This window comes from Pseudomonas sp. MF08817 (genome assembly GCF_059862705.1).
In genome coordinates, this window is sequence record NZ_JCBCUY010000048.1 from 1 (window position 1) to 25544 (window position 25544).

Here is a 25544-nt window from a genome sequence, read left to right on the forward strand (position 1 = left end):
GCGATATCAGCCATTTTTTGATGCATCGCTACAACTGGATTCGGCCTCATCAATTCAACGATGGGTTGGCTCCAGCGCGGGCTGAGGAAAAACTTAACGTCGTGTCCGGGATTAGTTGACCACTACACCTCATGAATCTTGATCGTCACCACACCAAGGGCTGCGCTAAGTCCTCCGTCATCGGCGAGGAAGTCCATGCCCGACTTCGTGCACTGAATGCCATTGTTGGTGGGAAGGGCGAACCCGTCGCCCGTGAGCTCAATACATTTTTTGATGAGCCCGTGCTCTGCCAGGTAGCAGAGGTTCGCGTCGACTCTCTCCTTTGTCTCCGCCGCGCCAAGATCGAAGTACAGGCCATGCGGGGCAGGGAATGGGTACGCCTCAGCTGCCGCCTCAAGAATCCGCTTCTGAAGCGCTCTATCCAATTTCATCTGTCCGGCCTCCTAGGCCTTCTTGTGTGGAAGCAGAAAGCTACCACGGATGCGCCGGACACCCAATTTACCCGCAACACGAAATCGCAGGCACAAAAAAGCCAGGTTCGCGGCCTGGCTCTTTGTGCAGCACTTACAACTAAGTTCTGGAGCGAATAATGCCCATGTCTACCCAAACTGTCAATTCGCCACCTTTCGCGCCACGTTTTTCGCAATCTGAAAACGTGGCGCGGATTAAGCCCGTGACTCCTTTCGACTTCCACGGCTTCCCTGTCCGCGTAATTGACGACGGCCACGGTGAGCCCTGGCTCATCGCCAAGGACATCGCCGAAGCCCTCGGCTACTCCAACACGTCGAAGGCGATCAATGCTCACTGCAAAGCGGTCAGTACCTGCCATACCGAAATGGGAGGTCAGGTCCGCGCAGTGCAAATCATCCCTGAGCGCGACCTCTACCGTCTGGTGATGAAGTCTAAGCTCCCGGCTGCTGAGCAGTTCGAGGAGTGGGTGGTCGGGCAGGTGCTGCCGAGCATCCGCAAGACCGGCACCTTTTCTGCCCAAGGCCCGAACAACTCCAAGATCGTCGGCGAGCTGGCAATCCTTGAGTGCTTCGATCGCCTGCTCAAGCCTGCGCCCTCCAGCAAAATGATGATGCTTGCCCAGATCGCCGCCAACAACGGTCTGGACGCCAAGTTCCTCCCGGGCTACGCCGTGGACGCCGCTTCTGATGCTGCTGGCGGCTCTTCCATGCCTACCAAGGCCGTCACTGCTCTCATCAAGGAAAACAATATCAGCAGCACGGCGCCTGGCTTCAATCGCGCCCTGGCTGCCTATGGCTTCCTCAAGGTTATGCAGCGCAAGAACTCCAAGGGCCTGTCTGTTGATTTCTGGTCTGTGACTGAAAAGGGCCTCCAGTACGGCAAGAACCTCACCAGCCCTCAATGCCCCCGCGAGACGCAGCCTCACTGGTACGTGGATCGCTTCCTTGAATTGGCCGCTTTGGTCGGGAAGGCTTGACATGCAATACACCGTCACGATTAACCAGGTGAAGGCGCTGGAGTGGGGGCTGAACTCTCAGCAGGCCCTGCTGTTCGCCTTCGTCTACGGCTGCCCGAGCTGGACCAAGCCAATCAAGACTGACGACGGGATCTTCTTCGCGCTGAGCAAGGCCAAGATCATCGAGGAGCTGCCGCTGCTCACCGACAAGCCGGACACCGCTTATCGCATGCTGAAGGCCCTGGAAGAGGCAGGTTTGATTGAGCTTTCCAGCACTTCGAACATCACGCTTTTCCGCCTCACAGAGAAGGCCGTCGAGTGGAACCAGAAGCTCGACGGGTCGGAAAAATATCCGACCACACCAAAAAACAAAGGTCGGAAAAATATCCGATCTACCTCGGATAAATCTCCGAGCAAGGTCGGAAAAAAATCCGAGCTAGGGTCGGAAAAATCTCCGACAAATCAGGATACCAATTATCAGGGTACCAATCAGGACACCAGTCAAGACTTGCAGGACGCCACCGGCAAGCCGGCTCAGTCCCGCGGCTTGGTGCTGGTTGTCGATCGCACCGACACTCCACGGGTTGAGATCCCCTCCGACATGCCTGGCCCCAAAGACCAGTCCTGCAAAACCTTCAAGGTCTGGGCGAACTACGCCATGGCCTACCGCAAGCGCTACAGCGCCTGGCCAGTGTGGAACGCCAAGGTCGGTGGTCAACTTGGCCAACTGGTTGACCGCCTGGGCGCCGACGTCGCCCACCACGTCGCCGCTCACTTCCTGAAAACCAGCGATGCCGCGGTTCTGCGCAAGTGTCACAGCCTCAACGAGCTGCTGGCCAACGCCGAGAGTTATCACACCCAGTGGGTTACCGGGCAGAGCGTCAACGGCACGACGGCCCGCCAGATGGAACGGACCGAGGCGAACCACTCCGCAGCGGAGCGGGCCGCCCAGATGGTTCTGGCCAAACGCCAAGCAGGTGACCGCAATGAATACCTCTGAAATGAACGACCAGCAGGTCGCCGGGCTGGCCGCCGCCATCTGCGCGACTGCCGAAGCCATGGGCCAGGAAATGAACCCTGGCACCGCCGCAATGATGGCCGAAGACCTTTGCGCCTACCCGGTGCCTGTCGTCAAAGCCGCGCTGAAGGCGTGCCGCTTCGAGGTGAGGGGGAAATTGGCTATGGCCGACATTCTCCAGCGTGTGCAGACCTCCGATGGCCGTCCGGGTAAGGACGAGGCCTGGGCCATTGCCATGACCACCAACGACGAGTTTGAAACGGTGGTGCTGACCGACGAGATCCAGTTGGCCCTGGCTGCCGCAAAGCCCGTCCTCGACGCCGGCGACAAGATCGGCGCCCGCATGGCGTTCATCGGCGCTTACGAGCGGTTCGTCGTCCAGGCCCGCGAGGACGCCAAGCCGGTGAACTGGCACGTCTCTGTCGGCTTCGACGCCGACCGCCGCATCCAGGCCGTCACCAAGGCCATGGAGCTGAAGCGTATTCCTCGCGAGCACGCCCAGAAGTACCTGGCCGACCTGAGTGTCGGGCCTGTCACCGAAGACGGCCGCGCCATTGCCGGCCTGCTGACGGGTGCGGTAACCCAGCCGGCCCCGGCCCTCCGCCAGAAGCTCGAGCTTGTGAAGAGTTCAATGCTGGAAATGCGCAAAGCCAGCGCTGAGCGAAAGATCGAAATGCGGATTGAAGCGGCCAATGAATTGGCGAATCGCCGGGCGCTGCTGATCCGGCAGGCCCAGGAACTGGAAGAGAAGAGGGCGGCGCAATGACCGACTACACCGAACTGAAGCGCCTGTCCGAGAGTCATCTCTCGCTTGGGCAGGCCTACACGGTAGCTAAACCATCCGTACTCCTGGCCCTGATCGCCGATAACGATCGGCTTGAGAGCGAGGCAGTGTATTCGGCAGATGGCTTCGACGCTGCGCTCGAAGAAATAGCGCGGCTTAAGGCTGAGAACGAAGTGTTCGAAGAGGGCATGCGTTCAATCGCTTGCAGCCTGAGCGCTGGCGGTTACAACGCCGTAACGCTAACTGCCGACCAATTGGTTCGCAAGGTTAATGGCGGCCTGGAGACGTTCACCAATTCAACGGGCGGACTTTTGGACAAAATCACTGCCGACCGCGACCAGCTCCGCGCCGAAGTCCAGCGCTTGAATATGGCGGTGGGGATTCAAACCGTCCGAAGTTTCGCTGGGCAAACCGATCAAAAAAGTATTGACGAGCTTCTCGCCGCCGGAATTCAGGTAGACAAGGAAGAAATAGCTCGGCTCCGCGCCGAAGTCGCCGGCCTACGCACCGGCTACGAAGCCTGCGAGCGGGTGAATGCTGAGCTGAAGGCGGAGGTGGAGGGGCTGCGCAAGTTGGGCCCGAGCAAAGAAATCATCTGGTGTGCCTGCGGTGACGGGTATCCAGTAAACAGCCACGGCGCAGGGTTTATGGATGCCAACAACGGGGTTTGCGCGAATTGTGATTCTGCCAATCAAGGTGCGGAGCCTGACCTCGATGCCCCTAATTCCCTAGCTGTGCTGCGCAAGGCGCTTAGCGATCTTCTCGCGCTCTACGACGAAGACGAAGGCTGCCGAAACCTGCCGCAATACATCGCCGGTCGCGCCGCCATGGGCAAGGGAGAGCAGTCAGAGGGCGGCCACCAAGCAGGCCATAAATCGTCTGAAAGCATTGATTCAGAAGGGTTAGAGGGTGGCCTGCAATGACCAGCCTCCAGATCCGCAACGAATCAGACCGCGCCCGGGTGCTTGGACATATCGCTGGCATGGACATCACCAAGCCCAAGAAGCTGGCCATCACCGAAGTTGACCGCAGCGGGGAGCAGAACAAGGCCCTGCACGCGGCGCTTGCCGATATCGCCGCCCAGGTCGAGCACGCCGGGAAGAAGTGGGATGTCCTGATCTGGAAGCGCCTGCTGACGGCCGCGTGGCTGCGTGAGACTGGCGACCAGCCGCAGATGATCCCGGCGATAGACGGAAACGGCTTCGACGTCATCTACGAGCGCACCAGCAAGCTCACCGTGAAGCAGTGCGCAGAGTTGATCGAGTGGGTTCATTGTTTCGGCGCCGAGCACCAGGTGCGGTGGACGCAGAAGGACCACTGGGGAGGGCGGTACTGATGGCGATCGAGCGGAAGCCGCCCAAGCCGAAGAAGTGCCGCGTCGCTACGTGCAGGGCCTCATTCGTCCCTTCGCGTATGGGCCAGGCGGTGTGCAGTCCGGCCTGCGCAATGATCGACGCGCCCAGGCACGCACCTAAGGCGCGCAAGGCGCTTGCCGATATCGAGCGCAAGGAAATCAAGGTCCGCAAGGAGAAGCTGAAGAGCAGGGCGGACCACCTGCGCGAGGCACAGGCCGCGGTGAACGAGTACGTGCGCCTGCGTGACGCGCACCTGCCGTGCATCAGCTGCGACTCCCTGCCGAACGACAACGATCTCATGACCGGCAGCCGGTGGGACGCTGGGCACTACCGATCCGTCGGCGCCTGTCCGGAACTGCGCTTCGAACCTCTCAACATCCACCGGCAATGCGTGAAGTGCAACCGCAACCTATCCGGCAATGCCGTGGAGTACCGCATACGCCTGGTCCAGCGTATCGGTGCCGAGAAGGTCGCTTGGCTGGAGGGCCTGCACCCGCCATGCAAGTACACCGTGGAAGAGATCAAGGCCATTAAAGCGGAATACCGGGCAAAGACCATAGAACTGAAGAAGGGGCAGGCAGCATGAAACTGATCAACGCACGTCAAGCGTGGACTGATGCGCAGCACGAATCGAACGCCTCAATCAGTGCCTTGGCGGCTGATCGGGCCAAGTCCGCAACCGTAGTCAGGAAGGAAAAGGCAGCACTCCGAGAGATCATCTTCGCTGCCCAAGGCGAGGACAAGGAAGAGCGCATCATGGCGGTGCGCCAGAAGATCAGCATTGCCGAAACGCGGCGCGCCCCGATTGGGCGCTCCACACATCGAGCAGCTCACCTTCTCACCATGGGGAAGGTGCAGAAGGCAATCGAGTCGCTTCCGTTCCAGGTGCAGCAGTTGGGGCACTACCTTTACCACCCGTGCATGACGGTCGTTCACATGCTCAACGCCGAAAAGCTGATCTGGTCGGATACCGACTTCAGTGCGCTCACCGATGCCAAGGCGGCGAAGGTGCATTGCCTGATCACCTGTGCCCTGCAGTCCTACAAGGCCGAGGCAAACGGCGGTGATGCGTGGGGGCCGGCTCGAGTGTCTGACGCCATGTTGAAGCTGTACGGGATCGCTATCCAGCCCAAGCACTGGGATCGCGACTGGCTCGACATCTGGAATTTCCTGCGAAAGGCCATTGTGGAAGTGGATATTCAGGTACAGCAGCCAGTTTGGCAGGTTATTCACGCAGAAAACTCAGAGGATGCGGCATAAAGGTGTTGTCATGGTGGGGAATTTGATGTACTTTTCCCACACTGCGCAACTTACCTCCAGCGCACGACCACTTCGAAGCCCGGCCACTGCGCCGGGTTTTTTATTGCCCAAATGCAGGCGAAAGACCGGAAAGCCCCTCCTGCCATTAGATAAAGAGGATCTACCGATGTCGCATATCACTCGCTGCAAAATGACTCTTCGCTCCAAAGGTCCTGTTCAGGGCTCGACGGAATCACTGACCCGTCTGCACTTCGGTGCGGTGTGGTCGGCCAATCCGGCGGAGGAAGACGCGATCTACGGCAAGTACACGCCATACGGCGAATACACCGTGAACGTGGCCGCTGAGCGTGCCGAGCATTTCGAAGAGGGGAAGGACTACTACTTCGATATCTCGCCAGCTTTTTGAGGCTGCTGGGAAATTTCTCGGTTGAGTTCGTTGCGAATATCCCTAACGCGACCGTCAGTGAGAAGTTTTCCACGGAGGTTCAAAACGTGACCATTCACATGTGATCTGTGCGCGCTGTAGTCGGATATAACTGCGTGCGGAATTGATACTGCCTCTACCACCTCATAGGACTCGCTGAAAATAACTGCGATCAGTTCGTCGAAATCGCCCTTATCCAAATTGCGTATTACGCCTAGCTGTCTGGATTTGTTGGTGGGATTGGCACGCCGCGCCTTTATCTGAAATTTTTTGCCGTCTACAGACACTGCGTCATAGCCGGCAGCTGAGTTCTTGGCGAGTATCAATCCAAGGGCCGAAGCAACCAACCATTCAGCATAGTCGCCGACGGGATTGTTCATTGTTCTCAGGACTCCACGAGTTCTGAGCTCAGCTATTACTTCAGACTGAAGCCTTAGCAAATCTTTGGTTTGGAGGTCGGCGAGATCCATCGTGCGAGAGTCCTGTGATGCAGAGCAAATGGCGACGGTTGCATTGAATAGCGCTCTGTATCGCCACTTTACACCTACAGTCCTCGGTAACGCCTGTGCGCCGACACCGGGATGGTGGGAAAACCCGCACACCTATTCCAGGGCCTCGACATTGAGCGGGGCCTTTTCGTTTTCGGCCCCACCACACCCATTGCTCCGAGCTGGGAGTGCTGCTGGGGCTGACCTATTCCAAACATGCCCCACGGAGTCGAGCGCATGGAGTACCTACAGCGCCTGCTCGACAAGATCGACAGGTTCGAATTGCTGATTGCGGGCCTGATTGGGGCTGTTGTTGCAAGCTGGTGGCACAAGGACGACTTGTCCGACTGGCGCGCCTGGATGGTCTTCTTGATCACGGGCATGGCCTGCTCGATCTACCTGACGAGCATGGTCAGCACCTACCTGGGCGTGACCGAACCGAAGATCGTCGCCGGCATCGGCTTCCTGCTGGGTGCCTTCGGCGGCTCGCTCCTGGCGGCCATCAATCGAGCCATCAAATCCGCTGACCTTTGGGCGCTTATCCGCCAGCGGTTCGGGGGAGGCAATCCACCATGAATTTCGAACTTATCAACTCCATCGCCTGCGGCCTCATCGCCGCCTGGGCGACCTGGTGCGTTCTGAGCGGGAAGGTGAGGGACGGTATCCTCGGGAAGCTGATCTACTCGACTATTGCTATCACCGGTTTTGTTGTGATGGTGCGCAGCCAGAACATCTTCTTCGGCCCGACCACTGCCGGCCTGACGCTGCATGTATCCCTTGCCCTTGCCGGTGCCCGCCACATCTTCATGGTCACGTACTGGCAGCGAGTGAAGGTCTGGCTGTGTCGGACACTGAGCTGCGAGCACTGCCTGCACTGTGACAAGGCGCCGGGCGGTATCGAGCGCCGGAGTAAGTAATCCGCGCCACGTTTTCGAATACGCCAAATCGTGGCGCGAGGTTTTGCAGATGAGCAACGTCACCCGCCTACGGCATGTGCTTCCCATGGGGCAGGACATCAACGCTGCGGTAAGCGCTCTCGACAAGGCTATTGCTGGTGTCGTGGACGCCGCCAAGGCAGCCGGGCTTCCTCAAGGCCTGATCGTCAGCCTGCTCCACGGTCACGCCCATGCACAAACACATCAGATGGTGACCGAATGACCGTCAAGGTTCTGGAGTTTAAGCGGGAAGACTGGCGCGACGCCGCCAAGACCCTGCGCAAGATCGCCGATGACCTCGATGCCGGTGAGCACCCCGAGTGTACGGTAGGCGCATTGACGCTGATCGGAGCGAAGGGTGAGGTAACCGTGTTCGGCCTCGGCCCTAAGTGCGACGACCTACAGTGCCTGAGTGCCATGCGCCTGGGTGAGCAGAAGCTGATTGATGTGCTACTGGACAGCCAAGACTAAGGATTCCCCATGACAACCAAGCAACCCGACTGGGAGCGCATTGAACAGCTCTTCCGGGCTGGTGTGCTGTCGCTGCGAGAGATCGCTATTGCATGCCCAGGCTCTAACCATGTGGCGATCGCCCGGCGGGCAAAGAAGCATGGGTGGGTTCAAGACCTGTCCGCAAAGATCAAAGCGAAGGCGAACGACCTTGTAACAAGGCAGGGTGTAACAGCCGATGTAACAGCAGAACGCGCTGTTACAGATCAGGCCGTCATTGAGGTTAACGCCCGGGCCATAGCGAACATCCGCATGGCTCACCGTGGCGACATCTCGCGTGGCCGGCGGCTCACCAACAAGCTGCTGGATGAACTTGAAGCGTTGACGGATGAGCAGGGCACCATTAAAGAGTTGATCGCCCAGCTCAAGGACGGCGATTCCGGCGACGGTGATGCGATGGCAGATATGCTGGCTCTGGCCAACAAGATTGGCGCGCTTCCCAGCCGGACCAAGACCATGAAGGAATTGGCCGAGACACTGAAGACCTTGGTTGCCCTGGAGCGCCAGGCCTACGACCTCGACATTAAATCCGGCGGCAATGACGCTGACGAGCTGTCCAAGATGATGGACGAACTATCGCAGGACGCCTGATATGAAGCCCGAGCACATGAAACTGCTTCGGGATCGATTCTGGCGGCTGAACAACCTCTACTTCATCACTGACAAGCAGGGCAAGAAGGTTCGCTTCCGCATGACGCAGGAGCAGATCGATTACTTCCAGGGGATGCATACCCGGAACATCATCCTGAAAGCTCGCCAGCTGGGCTTTACGACGCTGGTGTGCATCGTCCAGTTGGATGCAGCGTTGTTCGAGGCTGCCAAGTGCGCCTTGATCGCTCACACACTGAACGACGCGAAGCGCCTTTTCCGGGAAAAGGTGAAATACGCCTACGACAACCTGCCGAAAGAGCTGCGTGCTGCCAACCCGGCACGAAATGACGCTGCCGGCGAGCTGGTGTTCAGCAAGGGCGGTTCGCTTTACGTTTCCACCTCATTCCGTGGTGGCACGCTGCGCTACCTGCACGTATCTGAGTTCGGGAAGATCTGCGCCAAGTTCCCACACAAGGCGCGGGAGATCGTCACGGGTGCTTTCGAGGCTGTCGCTGCTGAGTGTTTCGTCACCATTGAGTCAACGGCAGAGGGTCGGGCCGGGTATTTCTTTGATTACAGCCAGTCAGCGGAGCGCCAGCAACTGTCCGGCGTGCCGCTGGGCCTGCTCGACTGGAAGTTCTTTTTCTTCAGTTGGTGGAACAACAAGGCCTACTGGCTTGACCCGACTGACGTTGTCATCCCGCAGCGCCTGACCGACTACTTCAACGAGCTTCACGCCAAGCACGGCATCGTCGCCAATGACGGGCAGCGCGCCTGGTACGCGGCCAAGGAGAAGACTCTCGGCGACGACATGAAGCGGGAATACCCGTCGATTCCTGTCGAAGCCTTCCAGCAGTCGGTCGAGGGCGCCTACTACGCGCAGCAGTTCACCAAGCTGTATGCCGCTCAGCGCATCGGCACTCTGCCCGACAACAGCCACCTGCCGGTGATGACCATTTGGGACATCGGTGTGAGCGACTCCACCGCCATCTGGTTTGTGCGACAGGTTGGCGAGCAATACCACGTCATCGATTACTACGAGAACTCAGGCGAAGGCCTGCGGCACTACATGAAGGTGCTCAAGGACAAGGGTTACACGTACTCCGAGCACTGGGGCCCGCACGATATCGAGAACCGTGAGTTCGGCAGTGATGCGAAGACGCGCAAGGACATTGCCCGAGAGGGCTACGAGATCGATGGCCAGGTTTACCGCATGACGTTTCAGGTTGTCCCGAAGATCGGGGTGGACGACGGCATTGAGCAGGCCCGCGAAATTCTGTCCAAGTGCGCCTTCGACGAATCGAAGTGCGAAGAGGGTATTGCCTGCCTTGAGAACTATCGCAAGGAGTGGGACGACAAGAAGGGCTGCTGGAAAGACAAGCCGCTGCATGACTGGACGTCTCACGGCTCCGATGCATTCCGGTACTTCGCTGTCGCCAAGAGCGCGAAGAAGCCGGTCAAATCAATCAAAATGGGATTCGCACGCTAATGGCAGACGTCACATACACCCGCCCGGAGTACGACGCGGCACAGTCCCGTTGGCGGCTGGTGCGCGACGTGTGCAAGGGCTCCGAGACGGTCAAGGGGCGCGGCGATGTTTACCTGCCCAGGCCCAACAAGCACGACACCAGCCCTGAAAATCTTGAGCGGTACAAGTCGTACAAACAGCGGGCCGTTTTCTACAACGCTACCGGGCGCACGAAGCACGGCCTGGTCGGCGCGGTGTTCCGCACCTGGCCAACGCTGACGTTACCTGGTGCACTGGATTACGTCGGCACGGACATCGACGGGCAGGGCGTGAGCATTTACCAGCAGTCGCAATCGGTCATCGGGCATCTGCTCGAAGTCGGTCGGCACGGTTTGTTGGTTGATTACGCCGCCGTGCAGGCCGGTACGGTGAGTAAGGCAGACGAGCAGGCTGGGCGCGCCCGGGCGAACGTTGCGAGCTACCCGGCCGAATCAATCAGGAACTGGAAGACACGCAAGGTTGGTGGTCAGCACCTGCTGAGTCTGGTCGTGTTGCGCGAAGAGGCAGACATCGACACTGATGACGGCTTTGGAAGCGAAAAGGTCGTGCAGTACCGCGTGTTGCGCCTGGATGTGACCGGCGTATATACCCAGGAGCTGTGGCAGGAAGGCTCAAGCGAAACGACGATGGTCATCCCACCATTCACCCCGCTCAATGGCGCTGGACAGCCATGGCGCGTGATTCCATTTCAGTTTCTCGGCAGCGAGAACAATGACACCAGCATCGACGACTCTCCGCTGTACGACATGGCCGTGCTGAACATTGGTCATTACTGCAACAGCGCGGACTACGAGGATTCGGTGTGGTTTTCAGGCCAGCCGCAGTTCTGGATTTCGGGCCTTGATGAGGCTTGGCGCGACCACCTTGAAGCCAACGGCATCTATGTCGGCTCCAGGGCGCCGCTGACGCTTCCGGCCAACGGGTCATGCGGGTTTGCCCAGCCTGAGCCGAACACGCTTGTAAAAGAGGCCATGGACGCCAAGAAGCTGGACATGGTTTCGCTCGGCGCACGCCTGATCGAACGTGGTAGTGCGGTAAAGACCGCCACCCAGGCCGATAACGACAGCGCCGCCGAGCACAGTGTTCTCTCCCTGGTGGTGAGCAACGTCAGTGAGGCATACAGCCAGTGCCTGGCCTGGATGGCTGAGTTCGTGAACGCCCCGGGCGAAGCGATCTACAAGCTCAACCAGGACTTCAGCCAAATCACCCTGGACGCAACGATCCTGTCCGCGCTGTTCAATGCGGTGCAGGGCGGCAAGCTGCCAGCGGGTGACTTCTGGCAGTACCTGCGCGACCGCGGGGTGATTGACCCGGAGAAGACTGACGAGCAGATCCGCGACGAGCTTGAAACGGAGAACCCCGGACCTGACCTGGATGACGACGAGGCAAACCTAAATGGCGGCAAACCAAGCAATCCTTGATGCCACCATCCGGCATGCTGTCCTCCTGGAGCAACTGAAGTCGGGGGAAGTCGCTAAGTTTGGGCCTTTCCTCAAGGAGATTGACCGCTCGATCCGTGAGCGGCTGATCCGTGCCGACCTGACGGACTACACCGTCGCGCGGCTGGAGCGGCTGCTGAGCGAGGTTGATAGCCTGTTGCTGGGCATCTTCGACCGGTACAGCGAGAAGCTGAACCTCGACCTGGTGGACATCGCCAACTACGAGGCCGAGTTTGAAGCGACAAGCCTGACCCGGGCGGCACCGGTAGGCGTCACCTTTGACGCGGCTGTGCCTGGTGCTGCTGCGATTCGTGCTGCGATCCTCACAAACCCGCTCAGCGTGCGCGGTGCCGACGGCGGCAAGTTGCTCAAGTCATTCATTGATGGCTTCACCGCCACGGAGCGGCAACGCCTCACAGGCGCGATCAGGCAGGGCTTCTTCGAAGGCCAAACCAACTTCCAGATCATCAAGAACATCCGTGGCACCAAGGCGCTTCAGTACAACGATGGCATCCTGGCCACGACCAACCGCAACGCCGGCGCCATCGTGCGGACGGCGGTGCAGCATGTCGCCACCCAGGCGCGCATGGAAACGCTGAAGGAAAACAGCGACGTTGTGCAGTCAGTGGAGTGGGTCAGCACCCTGGATTCGAAGACCACCAGCCAGTGCCGAACGCTGGATAAGCGCCGGTTCAAACTGGCCGAGGGGCCGAGGCCGCCGATCCATATCAACTGCCGCTCGACGATGGTGGCGGTGACGCGCTTCAGCGCCTTGTTCGCCAAAGACGCTGCGCGTGCATCCATAGGCGAGGGCGGTGCGCAGCAGGTGAGGGCAGACCTCAGCTATTACGACTGGCTCAAGCAGCAGCCGGCAGCGTTTCAGGACAAGGCCATCGGCCCGGTCCGCGCCAAGTTATTCCGCGAAGGCGGACTGAGCATCGAGCGATTCTCCGAGCTGCAGCTTGATCGCAGCTTTTCACCGTTGACCCTTGTACAAATGCGCGCGCTCGAACCTTTAGCCTTCGAGCGCGCCGGGATTTGAGGCGACAGCTATTTGAGGTCCGCAGCCTTCTCAGTCACGATCGCCAGCGCGTTTACCGTGCGGCTGAGGTATGGGTATTTCTTTTTTATGCGTACGAAGTAGCCCGATTTCACGAGCGCCTCGACCACCTCACCTGTTGCTTGCATGGTGTTCTTGTAAGGCGACGATGCAGGCAAAAAGTCATGGCGAATGATTGGATCAAGAGTCATGCGTTGCTCTGGCGGGTACTGGTCCAATGACTGTGCGCGCTGATTAATCGCCAGGTCATAAATCTCATTTTTCAGAAGGTGGCGAACCAGCGCGCGTATATCGAGGTACGCGTCCGCGCCACCATAGGGAAGCTTAACTGTAAATTCTCCATCTACAAGTAGGTTGGGCGGTTGAACATCAATCACGGTTTGGTTTTGATCGGTCAGACGACGGTAGTGATCAATTGGGAGTACAGCAAATACTGGGTTTCCAAGGGTGTCGTGTAAAAACTGTACGCCGTTCATCGTTGTATTCCTTTGAGTTGTAGTGGCTTCGTTGTAGGGCGATTCTATCTACAATAAAGCTCGCTGTAAACTCTTCGTTGTAAAAAATAGAGGCCGGGCCTCTCTCAAGTTCCAGGGGAACGAAAATGATCAAATTTCAAATTGACACCCTTGATGGTGTCGACGAAGCCGTGCGCGCTCTTTACACCGAGAAGGACGGCAAGTTCGTACTCGGCATTGAAGGTCTTCCGCAGCAAGAAGATGTATCCGGCCTGAAGGCCAAGGTTGATGAGCTGCTCGGCGAGAAGAAAGCCGCCGAGAAAGCTCGTAAGGATGCGGAAGAGCAGGCCCGGCTAGAGCGTGAAGAGGCCGCTCGCAAGTCCGGCAACGTCGAAGAACTCGAAAGGTCCTGGTCCGAAAAGTACAACCGCCGCGAAGCTGAGCTGAACGGCATGCTGGAGCAGGAGCGTGGGACGCTGAGCACTCAGATCCGGGATCTGACTGTCGGCCGTACCGCTACTGACATCGCGTCTGCTCTGGCAATCCCAGGCAGCGCCAAAGCCCTGTTGCCGCACATCGAACGCCGTCTGAGCGTCGAGCAGCGCGACGGGAAGCCTGTTGTGGTCGTCCTCGACCAGCAGGGCAAGCTCTCGGCGGCAACGCTGGATGAGCTGAAAGCAGAATTCGCAAACGACACGGCCTTCGCGCCGTTGATCGCGGGTAGCAAGGCATCTGGCGGCGGGGCTGCTGGTGCTGGAGGTGGCGGCGGGGCCGCAAAAGGAAAAATCGGCGGCACCAAAGAGGAACGACAGGCCGCGATCGCGAGCCGGTTCCCGGATCTCCCACAATCGTAAGGAAATAACCCATGTCCCTGTCGCAAATGCAGGTTTTCAACGAATACATCATGCCAGCGACTCTCGAGACGCTGGATCAGTATCTCGCCGCTTTCAACGCTGCCAGCCGCGGCGCAATCGTGCTGTCTCCGGATGGTTTCACTGGCGACTTCCTCCAAGAGTCGTTCTTCCAGACCTTGGCCGCTGCCCAGCGCCGCGTGGATCGCTACAGTGCGAACGCCGCGGTTGCTGCCACCGACCTGACCGAGCTGAAGAACACTTCGGTGAAAGTTGCCGGTGGCTTCGGTCCGATCCGCTACGAGCCATCGCAGATGACTTGGCTGGAACGTCCAACCGCCCAGGGCATCGAAGTCGCCAGCCGCGCGTTCGCTGAAATCCTGCTGAAGGACCAGCTGAACACCGCGATCGCTGCCCTGGTTGCTGCAATTACCGCCCAGGCCGCCGCGGTCAACGATGTGTCGGCTACCGCTGGCATCACCTACGCTGGCCTCAACAACGCCCACGCGAAGTTCGGCGACGCAAGCCAGAACCTGGTAACCCAGGTGATGCAGGGCACCAGCTATCACAAGCTGGTCGGCCAGAACCTGGCGAACCAGCAGCAGCTGTTCCAGGCGGGCAACGTGCGTGTGGTGGACATCCTCGGCAAGATCTCCGTTGTGACGGATGCCCCGGCGCTGATGCAGGCCGGCACCCCGAACAAAGAAATCATCCTGTCCTTGGTGCAAGGTGCTGCGCTGGTTCACGACGGCCGCGACATCATCAGCAACGTCCAGACCACCAACGGCAAGGAGCGTATCGAAACCACGCTCCAGACCGACTACACCTTCGGCCTGGGCCTGAAGGGCTACACCTGGGACACCACCACTGGCGGCAAGTCGCCAACCGACGCCGAACTGGCGACCGGTACCAACTGGGACAAGACCGCCACCAGCATCAAGCACACCGCCGGTGTGGCTCTTATCGGTGACGCCTCCAAGTAACCCTGACAGCTGAGTCGGGCCCAGCGCCCGGCTTGGCGAGGACACGATCATGAGTAACAAGAACATCTGGTATCTGCCTGGTCCATTCCACCAGTATCAGGAAGACGTGAAGGCGCTGGCCAAGGCGAATGGCCTGCGCATCGTCGACGCAAGCGTTACCGAAAGCCGCGAAGATGCTGCCGACGATGTGCCTGACGTGACGGTCAAGGAAGTGCCGAAGGTGCTGCTGATCGATGGTGGTAACTCCAGCGTCAATATCGATGCATTCCGTGCCGAACTCGAATCTGTCGGCCTGATCGTCGAGTCATTCGCTGATCAGGAGCTGGTGCGCCCCGAAGGCGAACTTGGCCCTATCGCTGACCGCCTGTTTCAGGTGTTCGAAGCGGTAAACGCCGGCGTGGAAAGCCTCATCCGCGAGCGTGACGGTGAAGTCGAGAAGGTGAAAGCTCTGCAACTGCAGGTAGATGGCCTTCTCCAGCAGGTCGACAAAGCCGGCCAGGTGGATGCCGAAGCGAAGGAAATCGCCGACCTGAAGGCCAAGCTCGACGAAGCGAAGGTGCCATACCGGGCCAACGCCTCGAAAGAATCCTTGGAAAAGCTCGTCGCTGATCTGCCCAAGGCGTGATAATGCTGGCTGCCGGTGACCCGGTGGCCGATCTCAAACCATTCCAGCGAGTTGACGCATGACACTTATCATCGAGGACGGTACCGGCAAGCCTGACGCCGAAAGCTATGCGAGCGCAGAGGACCTGGCCCTGTATGCCGTGAAGTTCGGCACGGTCATCCCCGCAGGCGTTCCCGAGCAGGAAGCATTGCTGCGCCGGGCCGCCTTGGCGATGGATGGCAAGACCTGGAAAGGCCGCAAGATGAGCAGCGAGCAGGCCTTGTCCTGGCCGCGCCGGGAAGTGCTGCTGGATCAGGAGATCAAGCCGAACAACTACCTGCCGGCGCGCATCCAGTACGGGCAGATGGCCCTGGCCGCTGAGATTCATCAGGACGATATCGACCCGGTGGAGAAGCGCAAGGGCGCGGTAACTCTGGAGCGTGTCGAGGGCGCGGTAACTCGCGAGTACGCGACTATTCCGAACACTAGCGGCCGACTGTTGCCGGCGGCGCCGGACCGGCCGAGCGCTACGCAGTTTGCGGATTATTTGCAGAAGCGTGGGCTGTTCGCTGTTCGTGCATAATTGTAATGTGGGGGAATGCGTAGGCTGATGCGCGAGGAAGCTACACGGGTTTGCCGGTGAGATTCCGGCGCTCCTGCAGGGTTTGCGACCAACGTTGCCGGTTCGAGTCCGGACGGAACCTTGTATGCCGGGATCAGCTCCGGCGCCCCGCACCCATTCAAAGGCCCAGTCATAGCGTTGGGCTTTTCACATCTGGAGCCACCATGGCCTTCTACGACGAAATGGCCGTGATGGCTCTGGAGATGATCACAGAGTTCGGCCAGCCCGTGACCATCAGCAAGACGGAGCCGGGCGAGTACGACCCGGAGACGGGCGGGGAAGCGCCGGGGGCAACTGTCGAACAGATCGCCCAGGGCATTCTGCTCGACTTCACCGGCCAAGAATTCCAGAACAACAGCCTGATCAAACAGGGCGACAAGAAGCTCAAGATCGCCGCGCAGGGGTTGGCCTGGATGCCGGGGCTGCTCGACAAAGTGGTCGCTCAGGGGCGTACCTGGTCAATCGTTCCTCCGCTGAAAGAGGTCAACCCCGCCGGCACGCCGATTCTGTATGAACTGCAGGTGCGGGCATGAGCCGCGCGTCAGGCTAGCTTCATGATTGTGGGGGGGGATGGATGGACAAACTATTGAGCTCGTAATAGCGTTGTGCCTTAACCCTTTCGCAGTGAGCAAAGTATATGGATATGCGCGGCATTATTACTCTGGTTAGCATGGCTGCTTTCTTCTCAACTACAGCCTTTGCGGACACTGATGTAAAGAAAGAGATCATTGATCGATGCAAGGTTCAGATGGGGAGTTACGGATCAGCAATGGTGAAGGCTTGCGTTGATCAGGATCTAAGCGCGGTAGCTGAAATCAAGCAAATTCCAGACGAGTACAAGAAAACTGTGGCGCGTTGCATGAAGCAAATGCGCCAATACGGATTTGCTATGGTCAAAGCCTGTGCTGATCAGGATATCGAGGCCGACAAGGCACTTAAGGAGTACTGAACTGTAGTCGCATGACTGCCTGATTGGCGTTCGTAGGCGTCAACCAATTATTCGTCGTTACTAAACCCACCATTGAGTGGGTTTTTTCATGCTTGGTTTACGAGGAGTTGATTGTGTCTACAAAATACGCGAATCAATCCGGCAGCTTCGCCCTGAGCCTGGCCGAGTTCGCCGCCCAAACCAGCGAAGCCATCGACGCCAGCGTGCGCGAGATCATTATCGAGGTCGGCAGCAGCCTGATCCGCATGTCGCCCGTGGGCAACCCGGAGATCTGGGCGCAGAACGCTGTGGCGACGCAGTACAACAAGGCTGTCGATGACCACAACAGCGCGCTGCGTAGCGATCCGGCCAACCTCACGAAGGGGGGCAGGCTGAAGAAGGGCCGCAAGCTCAACGACGGCATGGACATCAAAGCGCCTGAGGGCTACGTCGGCGGCCGGTTCCGTGGTAACTGGATGTTCAGTATCGGTATACCGAACAACGCCACGACCGAAGAGGTTGACCCGACAGGCACCAAGTCAACGGCGCGTATCACTGCTGGAGCTATCGAATTCAAGGCAGGCGACACCTGCTACATCACCAACAGCCTCGGTTATGCCATCCCGCTGGAGTTCGGCCATTCGACCCAGGCGCCTGGCGGAATGGTCCGGGTAACCGTGGCCCGCTTCCAGCAGATCGTGCTGGAGGCCATCAGGAATAACCAGGTATGAGTCACGCAATCATCGCTTCGATCTACGAGGCAAAGCTCATCGCCTGGAACGCTGCCAGGTCGGACAAGCTCAAGATCGTTTTCGAGAACACGGCCTACGCTCCAGCTGAGGGCGAGACGTACCTTCGGGCCTTCACCATCCCAGGCGACACTGCGAGCAACACTCTCGGCGGGGACCACCGACTTTATACAGGCGTGTTCCAGGTGAGCATCATCTCGCCGGCGGGTGACGGCAAGACCGAGACGAACCCGATTGCAGCGGAGTTGAGCATCCTGTTCCCGCTGTATGCCCGAGACACCAAGGGCGCCGTCACGGCGGTCACCATGTCGCCGGTTGACCAAGGGCCCGGCATCACTGGCGATTCAAACTATACCGTCCCGGTCTCGTTCATGTACCGAGCCGACACGAACTGATCCCGCCCATTGGGCAAACCTACGAACCCGCCATTGAGCGGGTTTTTTCATATCTGCAAAGAGGAAATACCCCATGGGCTACAAAATCCCGAACGGCGGCACCTTCCAGCACGCCGCGACCTATGCCGCTGCGCTGGCATTTGCCACTATCACCAACGCCGCTGAGGCCGTTGCCACTGTTGTCGGCAGCACCATCGCTGCCGGCGATATTGTTCTGTTGACGTCTGGCTGGAGCAAGCTGGATAGCAAGGTGGTGCGCGTGAAGGCAGCCACGGCCACGGCGATTACCCTAGAAGGCATCGACACTACCGACACGCAGGTCTATCCGGTCGCTGGTGGCGCAGGCACGATGCGCAAGGTGCTGACCTGGGTGCAGATCCCTCAGATCTCCGACGTTGCCTTCTCGGGCGGCGAACAGAACTACCTGGACGTGGTTTTCCTCGAGGATGACCAGGGCAAGCAGATCCCCACCGACAAATCGGCGGCAAGCATGGTACTCACCATCGCTGACGACCCGGCCCAGGCGTTCAACGGAGTGCTGCTGAAGGCGGACGCCGGCAAGCAGATCGAAGCGGCCCGCTTGAACCTGCCCGGTAACGACACGCTGCTGTACGGTACCTACACGTCGTTCTCCAAACAGCCAGCGGTGTCCCGTAACAACCTGCTGACCCGCACCGTCAGCTTGGCGTTGCAGGCCGAGCCGACCCGCTACTTGACTGCGGTGGTTTAACCCATGGCTAAGATCCGTATTGCGCAAAAGGCTACGTTCAATGCGCCCGTGCTGATCCCGATCGTCGGCAGCGCGCCCGAGAAGGTCGAATTCACCTTCAAGTACCGGGATCGCACCGAGCTTGCCGCTCTGTTCGATGAATGGAACGAGGCGCGGAACAAGGCGCGGGCCGCGCTGGGCGACAAGCCTTCTTGGTCGGAAGTGGTTGCCGTGGACACCGAGCAGCAAACCCAGCAGATCAAGGACCTGGTAGTCGGCTGGGGCTTCGATGACGAATACAGCGACGACAACATCGTCGCATTCGTGAAGTCCTGCCAGGGTGCCGCCGAGGCGGTCGTTAAGGCCTACGAAGGCGCATACAGCCAGGCCCGCCTGGGAAACTAACTGACGCCGCCCGCGCTATGTACTCGCCGAGCGTGCCCGACACGATTATCGGCATGTTCGGCCTTGCCCCTGGCGATCTGGTTGAAGAAGTGGAGGTCTGGCCCTGCAATTGGCCTGCCTTCCTCCTATTCAACCGAATGTCCACCCAGTGGCGAGCAGGCCCGGGCGGCGCGATCGGCCTCGACTACACCTGCATCCGCGACGTGGCCGGATTCCTCGGCATCAAGAAAAAGAAACTCGCTGAAATCTTCCCGGACCTTCAGGTGCTGGAAGGCGAAGCCCTGCGCGTTATGGCGGAGGAAAGGGAAAACAGCCCGTAACCACGGGCATTTATTCAAGGTGAGTCGATGAATATTGCAGAGCTCGGCGTAAAAATCGACTCGGCTGATGCCATCCAGGCGAAAGCTAACCTGGATGAAATGGCGAAGGCCGGCGGCCGGGCAGAGCAGTCCGCCACCAGCCTGATGAACGAAATGCAGGCGCTGGAGAAGTCGCTGTCGAAAGGTGCGACTACCACACAGGAGCTGACAAAACAGCGCGAGGCCCTGACCAAGCTCACGAAGACCGGAGCCTATGGCGAGGCTGAGTTTGCCAAGATCACCGCCCAACTCGACAAGCAGCAGGTAGCGCTGGCCAAATCGACCCTGGACGAACAAAAGGCCTTGAACAGCCTGCTGGGCGCCATCGACCCGGCGCGGGCCGCCGTGGCAAAGCTCGACACCCAGGTTGAGCAGTTGGGCAAGCACCTCGACGCTGGGCGCATTAGCCAGGAGCAGTACAACTCGGCCCTGGGCAAGATCGACAAGGACTACGCGAAGCTCGAAAAGACCGCCACTGGTTTCGACAAATTGCGCCTCGGCACCCGCCAGGCGCAGGAAAACGTCACGCAACTGGGCAACGCGCTGTCCTCTGGTGACTGGGGGAGCGGCGTTCGTGCGGTTCTCCAGCTAGGCGCGGGGGCTGGCGCATCGGCTGCCGGCCTTCTGGCCATGCTGGCGCCTATTGCCCTGGCGACAGGCGCCGTCGCCGCTCTTGGGGTCGCCTACTACAAGGGCAGTGAAGAACAGGATAAGTACAACGAATCACTGATCCTCACCGGCAACTACGCCGGCGTGAGTGCGGGCCAGTTGGGCGACATGGCGCGGCAGGTCAGCGCTACCGTGGGCACCACTGGCCAGGCCGCCGAAGTCTTGGCCCTGCTGGCTGGCAACGGCAAGATCGCTGGCGAGAGCTTTACCGGCATCGCCCAGGCTGCAGTGTCCATGCAGGAGGCCACGGGCAAGGCGGTGGGCGAGACAGTTGCTGAGTTCTCCAAGCTGGCCGACGACCCGGTCAAGGCGTCTGCTGCGCTGAATGATCAGTACCACTACCTGACGGCGTCGGTTTACTCGCAGATCGCCGCACTGGAAGAGCAGGGCGACCATGCCGGCGCGGTGAAGCTGGCCACCGAGCAGTACGCCGATGCGATCAATGAGCGTACGCCGAAGATTCTGGAAAACCTTAGCTTTTGGGAGCGCGCATACAACGCTGTCGCCAAGGCAGCTGACGGTCTCAAAAACGCCGGGCGGCGTGACATCAATTCGGACATCGAGAATGCCAGGTCGGACCTGCTCGAAGCCCAGAACATGGACGGTTTGTTTCAGAGCCAAAAGTCCAAGGATGCACTGATCGAGTTCCGGCAGAACCGCCTGAACATGCTGGAGGACGAGAAAGCCGCCCAGGCCGACATCGCCAAGTGGGAGGGTGAGCAGGCCAAGGCTCAAGGCGCGGCTGTCACGGCAATGACGAAGGTCGACGCATTGACCAAGTCGTCGCTGACCAATGAGCAGAAGCGGACCAAGGAGCTTGAGGACTATAAGCAACAGCTCGACGACATCCGCAAGGTAGCGCCGAACGATCCTCGCCTTGCCCAGGCAACGGTCGACAAAAACATTGCCAACATCAACGCCAAGTTCAAGGATCCCAAAGCCGCCGGAACGCAGGTCGACCTCACCAGCTTCAACAACGCCAAGAACGATCTGGCAGCCATCACCGACACCTACAAAAACTACCAGAAGGAACTGGAGGCGGCGCAGAAGGCAGGCCTGCTGTCCGAGGAAGACTATCTGCTGCGGCGCCAGGCGCTGATCGGGAATCAGCTCGACCAGACAACGGCAGCCTACGAAGCAGAGATTGCCGCGCTGGAAGCCGCCAAGGGCAAGAAGACCACGTCGGCCGCGCAAATCATCCAGCTGGACCAGAAGATCGCCGACGCGCGCGCAGGGATGGTCAAGGCGCAGAAGGATGCGGACAGCCAGCTTGAGGTATTGGCCGTCAACGAAACCGGGCGTCTTGCCAAGCAGGAGCGGGCAATCACCTCCTATGTGCAGGCGCTGGGTCAGCAGCAGCGAGCTTTGGAGTTGGCCGGCCAGCGCGCAGTTCTGGGTGTTGGCCAGGGCGATCGCCAGAACGCGCTCAACGGCGAGCTGAACAGCCAGCAAGACCGCTTTGCCCAGCAGTCGCTGGAGCTGGAAAACCAGCGCTCCGATCCTTCGCGCAATATGTCGGATGAGGAGTTCCGCCGTAAATCCAAGGCCCTGGCCGATGCGAACACGGCGGCAACCGACCAGATCCGCCAGAACTACGCGGATGTAGAGGCTGCCCAAGGCGATTGGACCAAGGGCGCGACCTCGGCCTGGGCCAACTATCTGGATTCGGCGCAGAACGTGGCCGGCCAGACCAAGGCCTTGTTCGGCAACGCGTTCAGCTCTATGGAAGATGCGGTCGTCAACTTCGCCATGACAGGCAAGCTGTCGTTTGCGGACTTCACCAAGTCGATTCTGGCGGATATGGCAAGGATCGCCACGCGCCAGGCGGCGTCGGGGCTGCTCAGCTCCCTTGTGGGGGTAGGGATATCTGCGGTCGGCTCGTACTTCGGTAGCGGGCCGACCTCGGCGGGTTCTACCGCAGCAGGGTATAGCCCCGACACCATCAACACCTGGGCCGCCACTCAGGCCAACGGCGGCGCCTGGAGTTCAGGCGTGCAGATGTTTGCCGATGGTGGGGCGTTCACCAACTCCATCGTCAGCAAGCCCACGGCGTTCGGCATGGCCGGCGGCAAGAGAGGGATCATGGGCGAGGCGGGGGAAGAGGCGATCATGCCTCTGGCTCGAACGTCCAGCGGCAAGCTTGGGGTCGTCGCTGTGGGTGGCGGTGGCGGGACATCGATCAGCCTCAGCATGCCGATCATGCTCATGACCGATGAGGAATCAGGGCGGCCGGAGGGCGCGGAGCTCGACACCGAGGCCTTCCAACGCAACATGCAGGAGCGCATGCGCAGCGTTGCGAAGGAAGAAATCGTCAAGTCCTGGCGCCAGGGCGGTATCAGTAACCGAAGCGCGAAGGGATGACCCATGGCACTCGAAACATTCAAATGGAAGATAGAGAAGGGCGCGGAGGGCGATGTTACCCAGCGCGTCCGTACCCAGCAGTTCGGCGATGGCTACGGCCAGTCGGTGTCGGATGGCATCAATAACGAACAGCAGTCGTGGCCGATCAGCCATACGGGCAGTGCTGCCAGGATCAAGGAGATCATCGACTTCCTTCGTCGGCATAAAGGCGCGAAGGCGTTTCTCTGGACGCCGCCCCTGGGCCAGCTTGGCCTTTACAAGTGCAACGGCTTCAAGCCGATCCACCGGGGCGGCTCCGCTTACAGCCTGACCGCCACCTTCGAGCAAACCTTTCACCCTTAAAAGGGCAATCCTGATGGCATTAATCGCGGACATCCAGAAGCTGGAGCCCGGCGGGGAAGTGCGGCTGTTTGAAATTGATGGCAGCGAGTACGGCGCCGACATTCTGCGCTTCCACGGGCATGCGATCCCGCACACCCCGGCAGAGCTGGCGCTTTACGCAAACTCACCCGATGAGCTGCCGGCCAAGCCGATCTGGTGGCAGGGCAACGAGTACGCGGCTTGGCCGGTGCAGGTCGAAGGCATCGGGTCGGACAGCGACGGTACGGCCGCACGGCCGGTGTTCAGCGCGGGCAACGTCAACGGGCGCGTTACAGCGCTCTGCCTGGCCTTCGAGGACTTGGTGAAGTTCAAGCTGACAATTCGCGAAACCCTGGCCCAGTACCTGGATGCCGCGAACTTCCCCGAAGGCAACCCCACCGCAGACCCTACGCAGGAGGCGCTGGACATCTGGTACATCGACCAGAAGACCGGCGAAGACGGCGAGGTGGTGCAGTGGGATCTGTCATCCCCGGGCGAGATCGACGACCACGGGTTGCCCGGTCGCCAGATGACAACGTTCTGCCACTGGGCAATGACCGGCGGCTACCGCGGGCCGAACTGCCAATACACCGGCAGTGCGATGTTCGATGACGATGACGCCCCTACAAGCGACCCCAGCAAGGATCAGTGCAAGGGCGGCTTGAAGTCGTGCAAGTTGCGCTTTGGCCAGAACAACGAACTCAACCACGGCGGATTTCCTGCCGTATCCCTGATTGCCCGGAGCTGACCATGCGCAAACACGTTATCAGCGCCATCCAGGTGCACGCGGCGGCCCAGTACCCGAAAGAATCGTGCGGCCTGCTGCTGGCCATTGGGCGCAAGCAGAAGTATTTCCCCTGCCGGAACATCGCCACGGAGCCGAACGAAGAGTTTCGGCTTGATCCCGAGGATTACGCCGCGGCGGAAGACCTGGGCGAGGTGATTGGCATTGTCCACTCACACCCAGACGCCACCAGCCGGCCTTCACCGCGCGACCTGGCCATGTGCGAGGCCACAGCCTTGCCCTGGCATATCCTGAGTTGGCCCGAAGGCGATCTACGGACCATCACGCCCGCCGGCGACACGCCGCTGCTCAATCGCCCATTCGTCCACGGTGCTTGGGATTGCTGGCAGGTTTGCGCTGACTGGTACAAGCGCGAGTGGGGGATTGAGTTCGAGGCGTTCACGCGCGAAGACGGCTGGTGGGAGCGGGCAGACGGCCCGAGCCTGTACGAGCAGGCTTATGAGGCTGCCGGGTTCGTGCGGGTGGATCAGCCGCAGCGGGGCGACATGATCGTCATGGCTGTTGGCCGGACGGCTCACCCGAACCACGCCGGGATCTACCTCGGCACAGGTGCGGGGTTACCGGGCGAAGAGTCAGGTGCATTCGGCCCTGGGCCTTTCATGCTGCACCACATGTACGGGCGACCTTCGGAAATCGTGATTTTCGGTGGGCCCTGGCACGACCGAGCACGCCTGATCCTCAGGCACAAAGACGCAAAACAACCAACATGACGCGGCAGGGCCGCAGGAGAAATATATGAATCAGCCATTTGAAGTAACTGAAGATGAAAAAGTGAGCATTGCCGGAGTTGTAATTCGCGACAATGCACCCGTCAATTAAAGAGGATTGGCCCCCACGCCATTTTTGATGGCTTCTTGAACATTGCTCAGATCACCGCCGACAGCGTCGAGAGCAAGGTTGAACGCACCCGAATCTGCCGACGGCTGCCGGGTGTTTTTGAAGAAATTAACGTACTTTTGCAGTTCGGCCTCGTCGTAGTCGGGGCGCGATCGCAAGTAAAGCGATATTGCGCCGAATGCGGCGATGATCCCTGCCTCGGTGGAGCTTACTGGTGTTGCCATCTTGACCTCCAGGTCATAAACGCGCCGAAATTGGCGCAACCCCAGTCCTTGGGCTTGCAGGCGAAGGACTGGGGAAATCCTTCAATTCATTTCTCGCTGCCCATCCGGCAGCAGGAGGGCTGTATGCAGCCAAGCCAGCGCTACTTGCTGACCATTCACGACCTCTTCACCGTTACCGACGGCGTTCTCTGCGGCGCTGAAACCGAGGTCGCCATTCTGGATGGCGGTGTCGAGATTGATCGGATGAAATTCTCCGGCAAGCGCCAGAGCGAAGAAGGCTACAGCCGTAGCTACACCGGCAAGCCAGGGCTCATTGCCGAGCTTGTGTCAGGTCCTGGGAGGATCTATTTTTCAGAGAAAAATCTCCCGGTCAATTCGGCGGTATAAGGCCGCCGACGAATTCGTCTGTG

General features: G+C 59.6%; 36 protein-coding genes. 33 read left to right on the plus strand and 3 right to left on the minus strand.

Annotation, left to right across the window (positions count from 1 at the left end; translation table 11 throughout):
• Positions 1 to 131 precede the first annotated feature (131 nt).
• The 9 genes from AC19YR_RS22450 (at position 132) to AC19YR_RS22490 (ending at position 6249) form a co-directional block, all read left to right on the plus strand.
• A complete protein-coding gene (locus AC19YR_RS22450) occupies positions 132 to 590 on the plus strand; it encodes a hypothetical protein (RefSeq protein WP_500600194.1) in 459 nt (152 codons plus the stop codon).
• Positions 591 to 595: 5 nt separating this feature from the next.
• On the plus strand, positions 596 to 1447 hold the full coding sequence (locus AC19YR_RS22455; protein ID WP_500600196.1) for a BRO-N domain-containing protein: 852 nt from the start codon (positions 596 to 598) through the stop codon (positions 1445 to 1447).
• Between the two features lies 1 nt (position 1448).
• Complete coding sequence (locus tag AC19YR_RS22460; protein ID WP_500600198.1) at positions 1449 to 2426, plus strand: phage replication protein; 978 nt, start codon at positions 1449 to 1451, stop codon at positions 2424 to 2426.
• The gene (locus AC19YR_RS22465; protein ID WP_500600199.1) at positions 2413 to 3210 is read left to right on the plus strand and encodes a hypothetical protein; all 798 of its coding nucleotides are present in this window, start codon (positions 2413 to 2415) and stop codon (positions 3208 to 3210) included. Before AC19YR_RS22460 ends, AC19YR_RS22465 begins: the two co-directional genes overlap by 14 nt.
• Positions 3207 to 4151: a hypothetical protein gene (locus tag AC19YR_RS22470; RefSeq protein WP_500600201.1), complete on the plus strand. Its 945-nt coding sequence runs from the start codon at positions 3207 to 3209 to the stop codon at positions 4149 to 4151. Before AC19YR_RS22465 ends, AC19YR_RS22470 begins: the two co-directional genes overlap by 4 nt.
• Entirely contained in the window at positions 4148 to 4564 is a 417-nt protein-coding gene (locus AC19YR_RS22475; protein WP_500600203.1) for a recombination protein NinB, read from the plus strand. Before AC19YR_RS22470 ends, AC19YR_RS22475 begins: the two co-directional genes overlap by 4 nt.
• Positions 4564 to 5169: a recombination protein NinG gene (locus AC19YR_RS22480; RefSeq protein WP_500600205.1), complete on the plus strand. Its 606-nt coding sequence runs from the start codon at positions 4564 to 4566 to the stop codon at positions 5167 to 5169. The genes AC19YR_RS22475 and AC19YR_RS22480 overlap by 1 nt, the downstream gene beginning before the upstream one ends.
• Positions 5166 to 5843: a hypothetical protein gene (locus tag AC19YR_RS22485; protein ID WP_500600206.1), complete on the plus strand. Its 678-nt coding sequence runs from the start codon at positions 5166 to 5168 to the stop codon at positions 5841 to 5843. The genes AC19YR_RS22480 and AC19YR_RS22485 overlap by 4 nt, the downstream gene beginning before the upstream one ends.
• Positions 5844 to 6009: 166 nt before the next feature.
• Positions 6010 to 6249, plus strand: coding sequence for a hypothetical protein (locus AC19YR_RS22490; RefSeq protein WP_500600208.1), 240 nt, complete (start codon positions 6010 to 6012; stop codon positions 6247 to 6249).
• Here AC19YR_RS22490 and AC19YR_RS22495 read toward each other — a convergent pair.
• Complete coding sequence (locus tag AC19YR_RS22495) at positions 6222 to 6737, minus strand: DUF6998 domain-containing protein (protein WP_500600209.1); 516 nt, start codon at positions 6735 to 6737, stop codon at positions 6222 to 6224. The two genes, AC19YR_RS22490 and AC19YR_RS22495, sit on opposite strands and share 28 nt — an antisense overlap.
• Positions 6738 to 6992: 255 nt before the next feature.
• Between AC19YR_RS22495 and AC19YR_RS22500 the strand changes: the two genes are divergently transcribed.
• From AC19YR_RS22500 to AC19YR_RS22535, 8 genes are read left to right on the plus strand one after another with little or no spacing between them, the layout of a single operon-like run.
• On the plus strand, positions 6993 to 7331 hold the full coding sequence (locus AC19YR_RS22500) for an MFS transporter (RefSeq protein WP_079444350.1): 339 nt from the start codon (positions 6993 to 6995) through the stop codon (positions 7329 to 7331).
• Positions 7328 to 7672, plus strand: a complete 345-nt coding sequence (locus tag AC19YR_RS22505) for a hypothetical protein (RefSeq protein WP_500600211.1) — start codon at positions 7328 to 7330, stop codon at positions 7670 to 7672. The genes AC19YR_RS22500 and AC19YR_RS22505 overlap by 4 nt, the downstream gene beginning before the upstream one ends.
• Before the next feature lie 49 nt (positions 7673 to 7721).
• The gene (locus AC19YR_RS22510; RefSeq protein ID WP_500600212.1) at positions 7722 to 7913 is read left to right on the plus strand and encodes a hypothetical protein; all 192 of its coding nucleotides are present in this window, start codon (positions 7722 to 7724) and stop codon (positions 7911 to 7913) included.
• The gene (locus AC19YR_RS22515) at positions 7910 to 8161 is read left to right on the plus strand and encodes a hypothetical protein (RefSeq protein WP_500600214.1); all 252 of its coding nucleotides are present in this window, start codon (positions 7910 to 7912) and stop codon (positions 8159 to 8161) included. Before AC19YR_RS22510 ends, AC19YR_RS22515 begins: the two co-directional genes overlap by 4 nt.
• Positions 8162 to 8170: 9 nt before the next feature.
• The gene (locus AC19YR_RS22520; RefSeq protein ID WP_500600215.1) at positions 8171 to 8791 is read left to right on the plus strand and encodes a hypothetical protein; all 621 of its coding nucleotides are present in this window, start codon (positions 8171 to 8173) and stop codon (positions 8789 to 8791) included.
• 1 nt (position 8792) lies between these two features.
• On the plus strand, positions 8793 to 10280 hold the full coding sequence (locus tag AC19YR_RS22525) for a terminase (RefSeq protein ID WP_500600216.1): 1488 nt from the start codon (positions 8793 to 8795) through the stop codon (positions 10278 to 10280).
• A complete protein-coding gene (locus tag AC19YR_RS22530) occupies positions 10280 to 11740 on the plus strand; it encodes a DUF4055 domain-containing protein (RefSeq protein ID WP_500600218.1) in 1461 nt (486 codons plus the stop codon). The genes AC19YR_RS22525 and AC19YR_RS22530 overlap by 1 nt, the downstream gene beginning before the upstream one ends.
• Entirely contained in the window at positions 11715 to 12800 is a 1086-nt protein-coding gene (locus AC19YR_RS22535; RefSeq protein ID WP_500600219.1) for a minor capsid protein, read from the plus strand. The genes AC19YR_RS22530 and AC19YR_RS22535 overlap by 26 nt, the downstream gene beginning before the upstream one ends.
• Before the next feature lie 8 nt (positions 12801 to 12808).
• On the opposite strand, the gene AC19YR_RS22540 is transcribed toward AC19YR_RS22535, so the two are convergent.
• Positions 12809 to 13294, minus strand: coding sequence for a hypothetical protein (locus tag AC19YR_RS22540; protein ID WP_092489141.1), 486 nt, complete (start codon positions 13292 to 13294; stop codon positions 12809 to 12811).
• 125 nt (positions 13295 to 13419) lie between these two features.
• Between AC19YR_RS22540 and AC19YR_RS22545 the strand changes: the two genes are divergently transcribed.
• From AC19YR_RS22545 to AC19YR_RS22615, 15 genes are all read left to right on the plus strand, one after another.
• On the plus strand, positions 13420 to 14127 hold the full coding sequence (locus AC19YR_RS22545; RefSeq protein ID WP_500600220.1) for a hypothetical protein: 708 nt from the start codon (positions 13420 to 13422) through the stop codon (positions 14125 to 14127).
• Positions 14128 to 14138: 11 nt separating this feature from the next.
• Positions 14139 to 15107: a major capsid protein gene (locus AC19YR_RS22550; RefSeq protein ID WP_008431834.1), complete on the plus strand. Its 969-nt coding sequence runs from the start codon at positions 14139 to 14141 to the stop codon at positions 15105 to 15107.
• Positions 15108 to 15156: 49 nt separating this feature from the next.
• Positions 15157 to 15732, plus strand: coding sequence for a hypothetical protein (locus tag AC19YR_RS22555; RefSeq protein ID WP_500600221.1), 576 nt, complete (start codon positions 15157 to 15159; stop codon positions 15730 to 15732).
• Between the two features lie 58 nt (positions 15733 to 15790).
• Positions 15791 to 16294: a DnaT-like ssDNA-binding protein gene (locus tag AC19YR_RS22560; protein WP_500600223.1), complete on the plus strand. Its 504-nt coding sequence runs from the start codon at positions 15791 to 15793 to the stop codon at positions 16292 to 16294.
• A gap of 203 nt (positions 16295 to 16497) precedes the next feature.
• A complete protein-coding gene (locus AC19YR_RS22565; RefSeq protein ID WP_500600224.1) occupies positions 16498 to 16866 on the plus strand; it encodes a hypothetical protein in 369 nt (122 codons plus the stop codon).
• Positions 16867 to 16970: 104 nt separating this feature from the next.
• Positions 16971 to 17282: a hypothetical protein gene (locus AC19YR_RS22570; RefSeq protein ID WP_275958729.1), complete on the plus strand. Its 312-nt coding sequence runs from the start codon at positions 16971 to 16973 to the stop codon at positions 17280 to 17282.
• Between the two features lie 113 nt (positions 17283 to 17395).
• Positions 17396 to 17992 (plus strand): hypothetical protein, encoded by a 597-nt coding sequence (locus AC19YR_RS22575; protein ID WP_500600227.1) that lies wholly within the window; start codon positions 17396 to 17398, stop codon positions 17990 to 17992.
• Entirely contained in the window at positions 17989 to 18405 is a 417-nt protein-coding gene (locus tag AC19YR_RS22580; RefSeq protein WP_500600229.1) for a phage tail terminator-like protein, read from the plus strand. Before AC19YR_RS22575 ends, AC19YR_RS22580 begins: the two co-directional genes overlap by 4 nt.
• A gap of 73 nt (positions 18406 to 18478) precedes the next feature.
• On the plus strand, positions 18479 to 19135 hold the full coding sequence (locus tag AC19YR_RS22585; protein WP_500600231.1) for a phage tail protein: 657 nt from the start codon (positions 18479 to 18481) through the stop codon (positions 19133 to 19135).
• Positions 19136 to 19138: 3 nt separating this feature from the next.
• Positions 19139 to 19519 carry a phage tail assembly chaperone gene (locus tag AC19YR_RS22590; protein WP_500600232.1) on the plus strand — a complete coding sequence of 127 codons (381 nt, stop codon included), beginning with the start codon at positions 19139 to 19141 and terminating at the stop codon, positions 19517 to 19519.
• A gap of 17 nt (positions 19520 to 19536) precedes the next feature.
• Positions 19537 to 19839: a DUF1799 domain-containing protein gene (locus tag AC19YR_RS22595; RefSeq protein ID WP_500600233.1), complete on the plus strand. Its 303-nt coding sequence runs from the start codon at positions 19537 to 19539 to the stop codon at positions 19837 to 19839.
• Positions 19840 to 19866: 27 nt separating this feature from the next.
• Positions 19867 to 22908 (plus strand): phage tail tape measure protein, encoded by a 3042-nt coding sequence (locus tag AC19YR_RS22600; RefSeq protein WP_500600234.1) that lies wholly within the window; start codon positions 19867 to 19869, stop codon positions 22906 to 22908.
• A 3-nt stretch (positions 22909 to 22911) separates the two neighbouring features.
• Positions 22912 to 23250 carry a phage tail protein gene (locus tag AC19YR_RS22605; RefSeq protein WP_095110567.1) on the plus strand — a complete coding sequence of 113 codons (339 nt, stop codon included), beginning with the start codon at positions 22912 to 22914 and terminating at the stop codon, positions 23248 to 23250.
• A 13-nt stretch (positions 23251 to 23263) separates the two neighbouring features.
• The gene (locus AC19YR_RS22610) at positions 23264 to 24016 is read left to right on the plus strand and encodes a phage minor tail protein L (RefSeq protein ID WP_500600236.1); all 753 of its coding nucleotides are present in this window, start codon (positions 23264 to 23266) and stop codon (positions 24014 to 24016) included.
• 2 nt (positions 24017 to 24018) lie between these two features.
• Positions 24019 to 24783, plus strand: coding sequence for a C40 family peptidase (locus AC19YR_RS22615; RefSeq protein WP_500600237.1), 765 nt, complete (start codon positions 24019 to 24021; stop codon positions 24781 to 24783).
• Between the two features lie 105 nt (positions 24784 to 24888).
• Here the strand turns inward: AC19YR_RS22615 and AC19YR_RS22620 are convergent, their stop codons facing one another.
• The gene (locus AC19YR_RS22620; RefSeq protein ID WP_500600239.1) at positions 24889 to 25134 is read right to left on the minus strand and encodes a hypothetical protein; all 246 of its coding nucleotides are present in this window, start codon (positions 25132 to 25134) and stop codon (positions 24889 to 24891) included.
• A 123-nt stretch (positions 25135 to 25257) separates the two neighbouring features.
• Here AC19YR_RS22620 and AC19YR_RS22625 point away from each other — a divergent pair, with 123 nt between their 5' ends.
• Entirely contained in the window at positions 25258 to 25521 is a 264-nt protein-coding gene (locus AC19YR_RS22625) for a hypothetical protein (RefSeq protein WP_500600241.1), read from the plus strand.
• The last annotated feature ends 23 nt before the right edge of the window (positions 25522 to 25544 follow it).

Coding starts and splice junctions, on each gene's coding strand:
- AC19YR_RS22555 (WP_500600221.1), top strand. CDS start 15,157: ATGAGTAACAAGAACATCTGGTATCTGCCTGGTCCATTCCACCAGTAT.
- AC19YR_RS22565 (WP_500600224.1), top strand. CDS start 16,498: ATGGCCTTCTACGACGAAATGGCCGTGATGGCTCTGGAGATGATCACA.
- AC19YR_RS22560 (WP_500600223.1), top strand. CDS start 15,791: ATGACACTTATCATCGAGGACGGTACCGGCAAGCCTGACGCCGAAAGC.
- AC19YR_RS22605 (WP_095110567.1), top strand. CDS start 22,912: ATGGCACTCGAAACATTCAAATGGAAGATAGAGAAGGGCGCGGAGGGC.
- AC19YR_RS22585 (WP_500600231.1), top strand. CDS start 18,479: ATGGGCTACAAAATCCCGAACGGCGGCACCTTCCAGCACGCCGCGACC.
- AC19YR_RS22465 (WP_500600199.1), top strand. CDS start 2,413: ATGAATACCTCTGAAATGAACGACCAGCAGGTCGCCGGGCTGGCCGCC.
- AC19YR_RS22590 (WP_500600232.1), top strand. CDS start 19,139: ATGGCTAAGATCCGTATTGCGCAAAAGGCTACGTTCAATGCGCCCGTG.
- AC19YR_RS22530 (WP_500600218.1), top strand. CDS start 10,280: ATGGCAGACGTCACATACACCCGCCCGGAGTACGACGCGGCACAGTCC.
- AC19YR_RS22625 (WP_500600241.1), top strand. CDS start 25,258: ATGCAGCCAAGCCAGCGCTACTTGCTGACCATTCACGACCTCTTCACC.
- AC19YR_RS22475 (WP_500600203.1), top strand. CDS start 4,148: ATGACCAGCCTCCAGATCCGCAACGAATCAGACCGCGCCCGGGTGCTT.
- AC19YR_RS22515 (WP_500600214.1), top strand. CDS start 7,910: ATGACCGTCAAGGTTCTGGAGTTTAAGCGGGAAGACTGGCGCGACGCC.
- AC19YR_RS22450 (WP_500600194.1), top strand. CDS start 132: ATGAATCTTGATCGTCACCACACCAAGGGCTGCGCTAAGTCCTCCGTC.
- AC19YR_RS22600 (WP_500600234.1), top strand. CDS start 19,867: ATGAATATTGCAGAGCTCGGCGTAAAAATCGACTCGGCTGATGCCATC.
- AC19YR_RS22610 (WP_500600236.1), top strand. CDS start 23,264: ATGGCATTAATCGCGGACATCCAGAAGCTGGAGCCCGGCGGGGAAGTG.
- AC19YR_RS22455 (WP_500600196.1), top strand. CDS start 596: ATGTCTACCCAAACTGTCAATTCGCCACCTTTCGCGCCACGTTTTTCG.
- AC19YR_RS22490 (WP_500600208.1), top strand. CDS start 6,010: ATGTCGCATATCACTCGCTGCAAAATGACTCTTCGCTCCAAAGGTCCT.
- AC19YR_RS22550 (WP_008431834.1), top strand. CDS start 14,139: ATGTCCCTGTCGCAAATGCAGGTTTTCAACGAATACATCATGCCAGCG.
- AC19YR_RS22580 (WP_500600229.1), top strand. CDS start 17,989: ATGAGTCACGCAATCATCGCTTCGATCTACGAGGCAAAGCTCATCGCC.
- AC19YR_RS22505 (WP_500600211.1), top strand. CDS start 7,328: ATGAATTTCGAACTTATCAACTCCATCGCCTGCGGCCTCATCGCCGCC.
- AC19YR_RS22500 (WP_079444350.1), top strand. CDS start 6,993: ATGGAGTACCTACAGCGCCTGCTCGACAAGATCGACAGGTTCGAATTG.
- AC19YR_RS22535 (WP_500600219.1), top strand. CDS start 11,715: ATGGCGGCAAACCAAGCAATCCTTGATGCCACCATCCGGCATGCTGTC.
- AC19YR_RS22525 (WP_500600216.1), top strand. CDS start 8,793: ATGAAGCCCGAGCACATGAAACTGCTTCGGGATCGATTCTGGCGGCTG.
- AC19YR_RS22495 (WP_500600209.1), bottom strand. CDS start 6,737: ATGGATCTCGCCGACCTCCAAACCAAAGATTTGCTAAGGCTTCAGTCT.
- AC19YR_RS22480 (WP_500600205.1), top strand. CDS start 4,564: ATGGCGATCGAGCGGAAGCCGCCCAAGCCGAAGAAGTGCCGCGTCGCT.
- AC19YR_RS22520 (WP_500600215.1), top strand. CDS start 8,171: ATGACAACCAAGCAACCCGACTGGGAGCGCATTGAACAGCTCTTCCGG.
- AC19YR_RS22485 (WP_500600206.1), top strand. CDS start 5,166: ATGAAACTGATCAACGCACGTCAAGCGTGGACTGATGCGCAGCACGAA.
- AC19YR_RS22510 (WP_500600212.1), top strand. CDS start 7,722: ATGAGCAACGTCACCCGCCTACGGCATGTGCTTCCCATGGGGCAGGAC.
- AC19YR_RS22620 (WP_500600239.1), bottom strand. CDS start 25,134: ATGGCAACACCAGTAAGCTCCACCGAGGCAGGGATCATCGCCGCATTC.
- AC19YR_RS22595 (WP_500600233.1), top strand. CDS start 19,537: ATGTACTCGCCGAGCGTGCCCGACACGATTATCGGCATGTTCGGCCTT.
- AC19YR_RS22545 (WP_500600220.1), top strand. CDS start 13,420: ATGATCAAATTTCAAATTGACACCCTTGATGGTGTCGACGAAGCCGTG.
- AC19YR_RS22615 (WP_500600237.1), top strand. CDS start 24,019: ATGCGCAAACACGTTATCAGCGCCATCCAGGTGCACGCGGCGGCCCAG.
- AC19YR_RS22460 (WP_500600198.1), top strand. CDS start 1,449: ATGCAATACACCGTCACGATTAACCAGGTGAAGGCGCTGGAGTGGGGG.
- AC19YR_RS22570 (WP_275958729.1), top strand. CDS start 16,971: ATGGATATGCGCGGCATTATTACTCTGGTTAGCATGGCTGCTTTCTTC.
- AC19YR_RS22540 (WP_092489141.1), bottom strand. CDS start 13,294: ATGAACGGCGTACAGTTTTTACACGACACCCTTGGAAACCCAGTATTT.
- AC19YR_RS22470 (WP_500600201.1), top strand. CDS start 3,207: ATGACCGACTACACCGAACTGAAGCGCCTGTCCGAGAGTCATCTCTCG.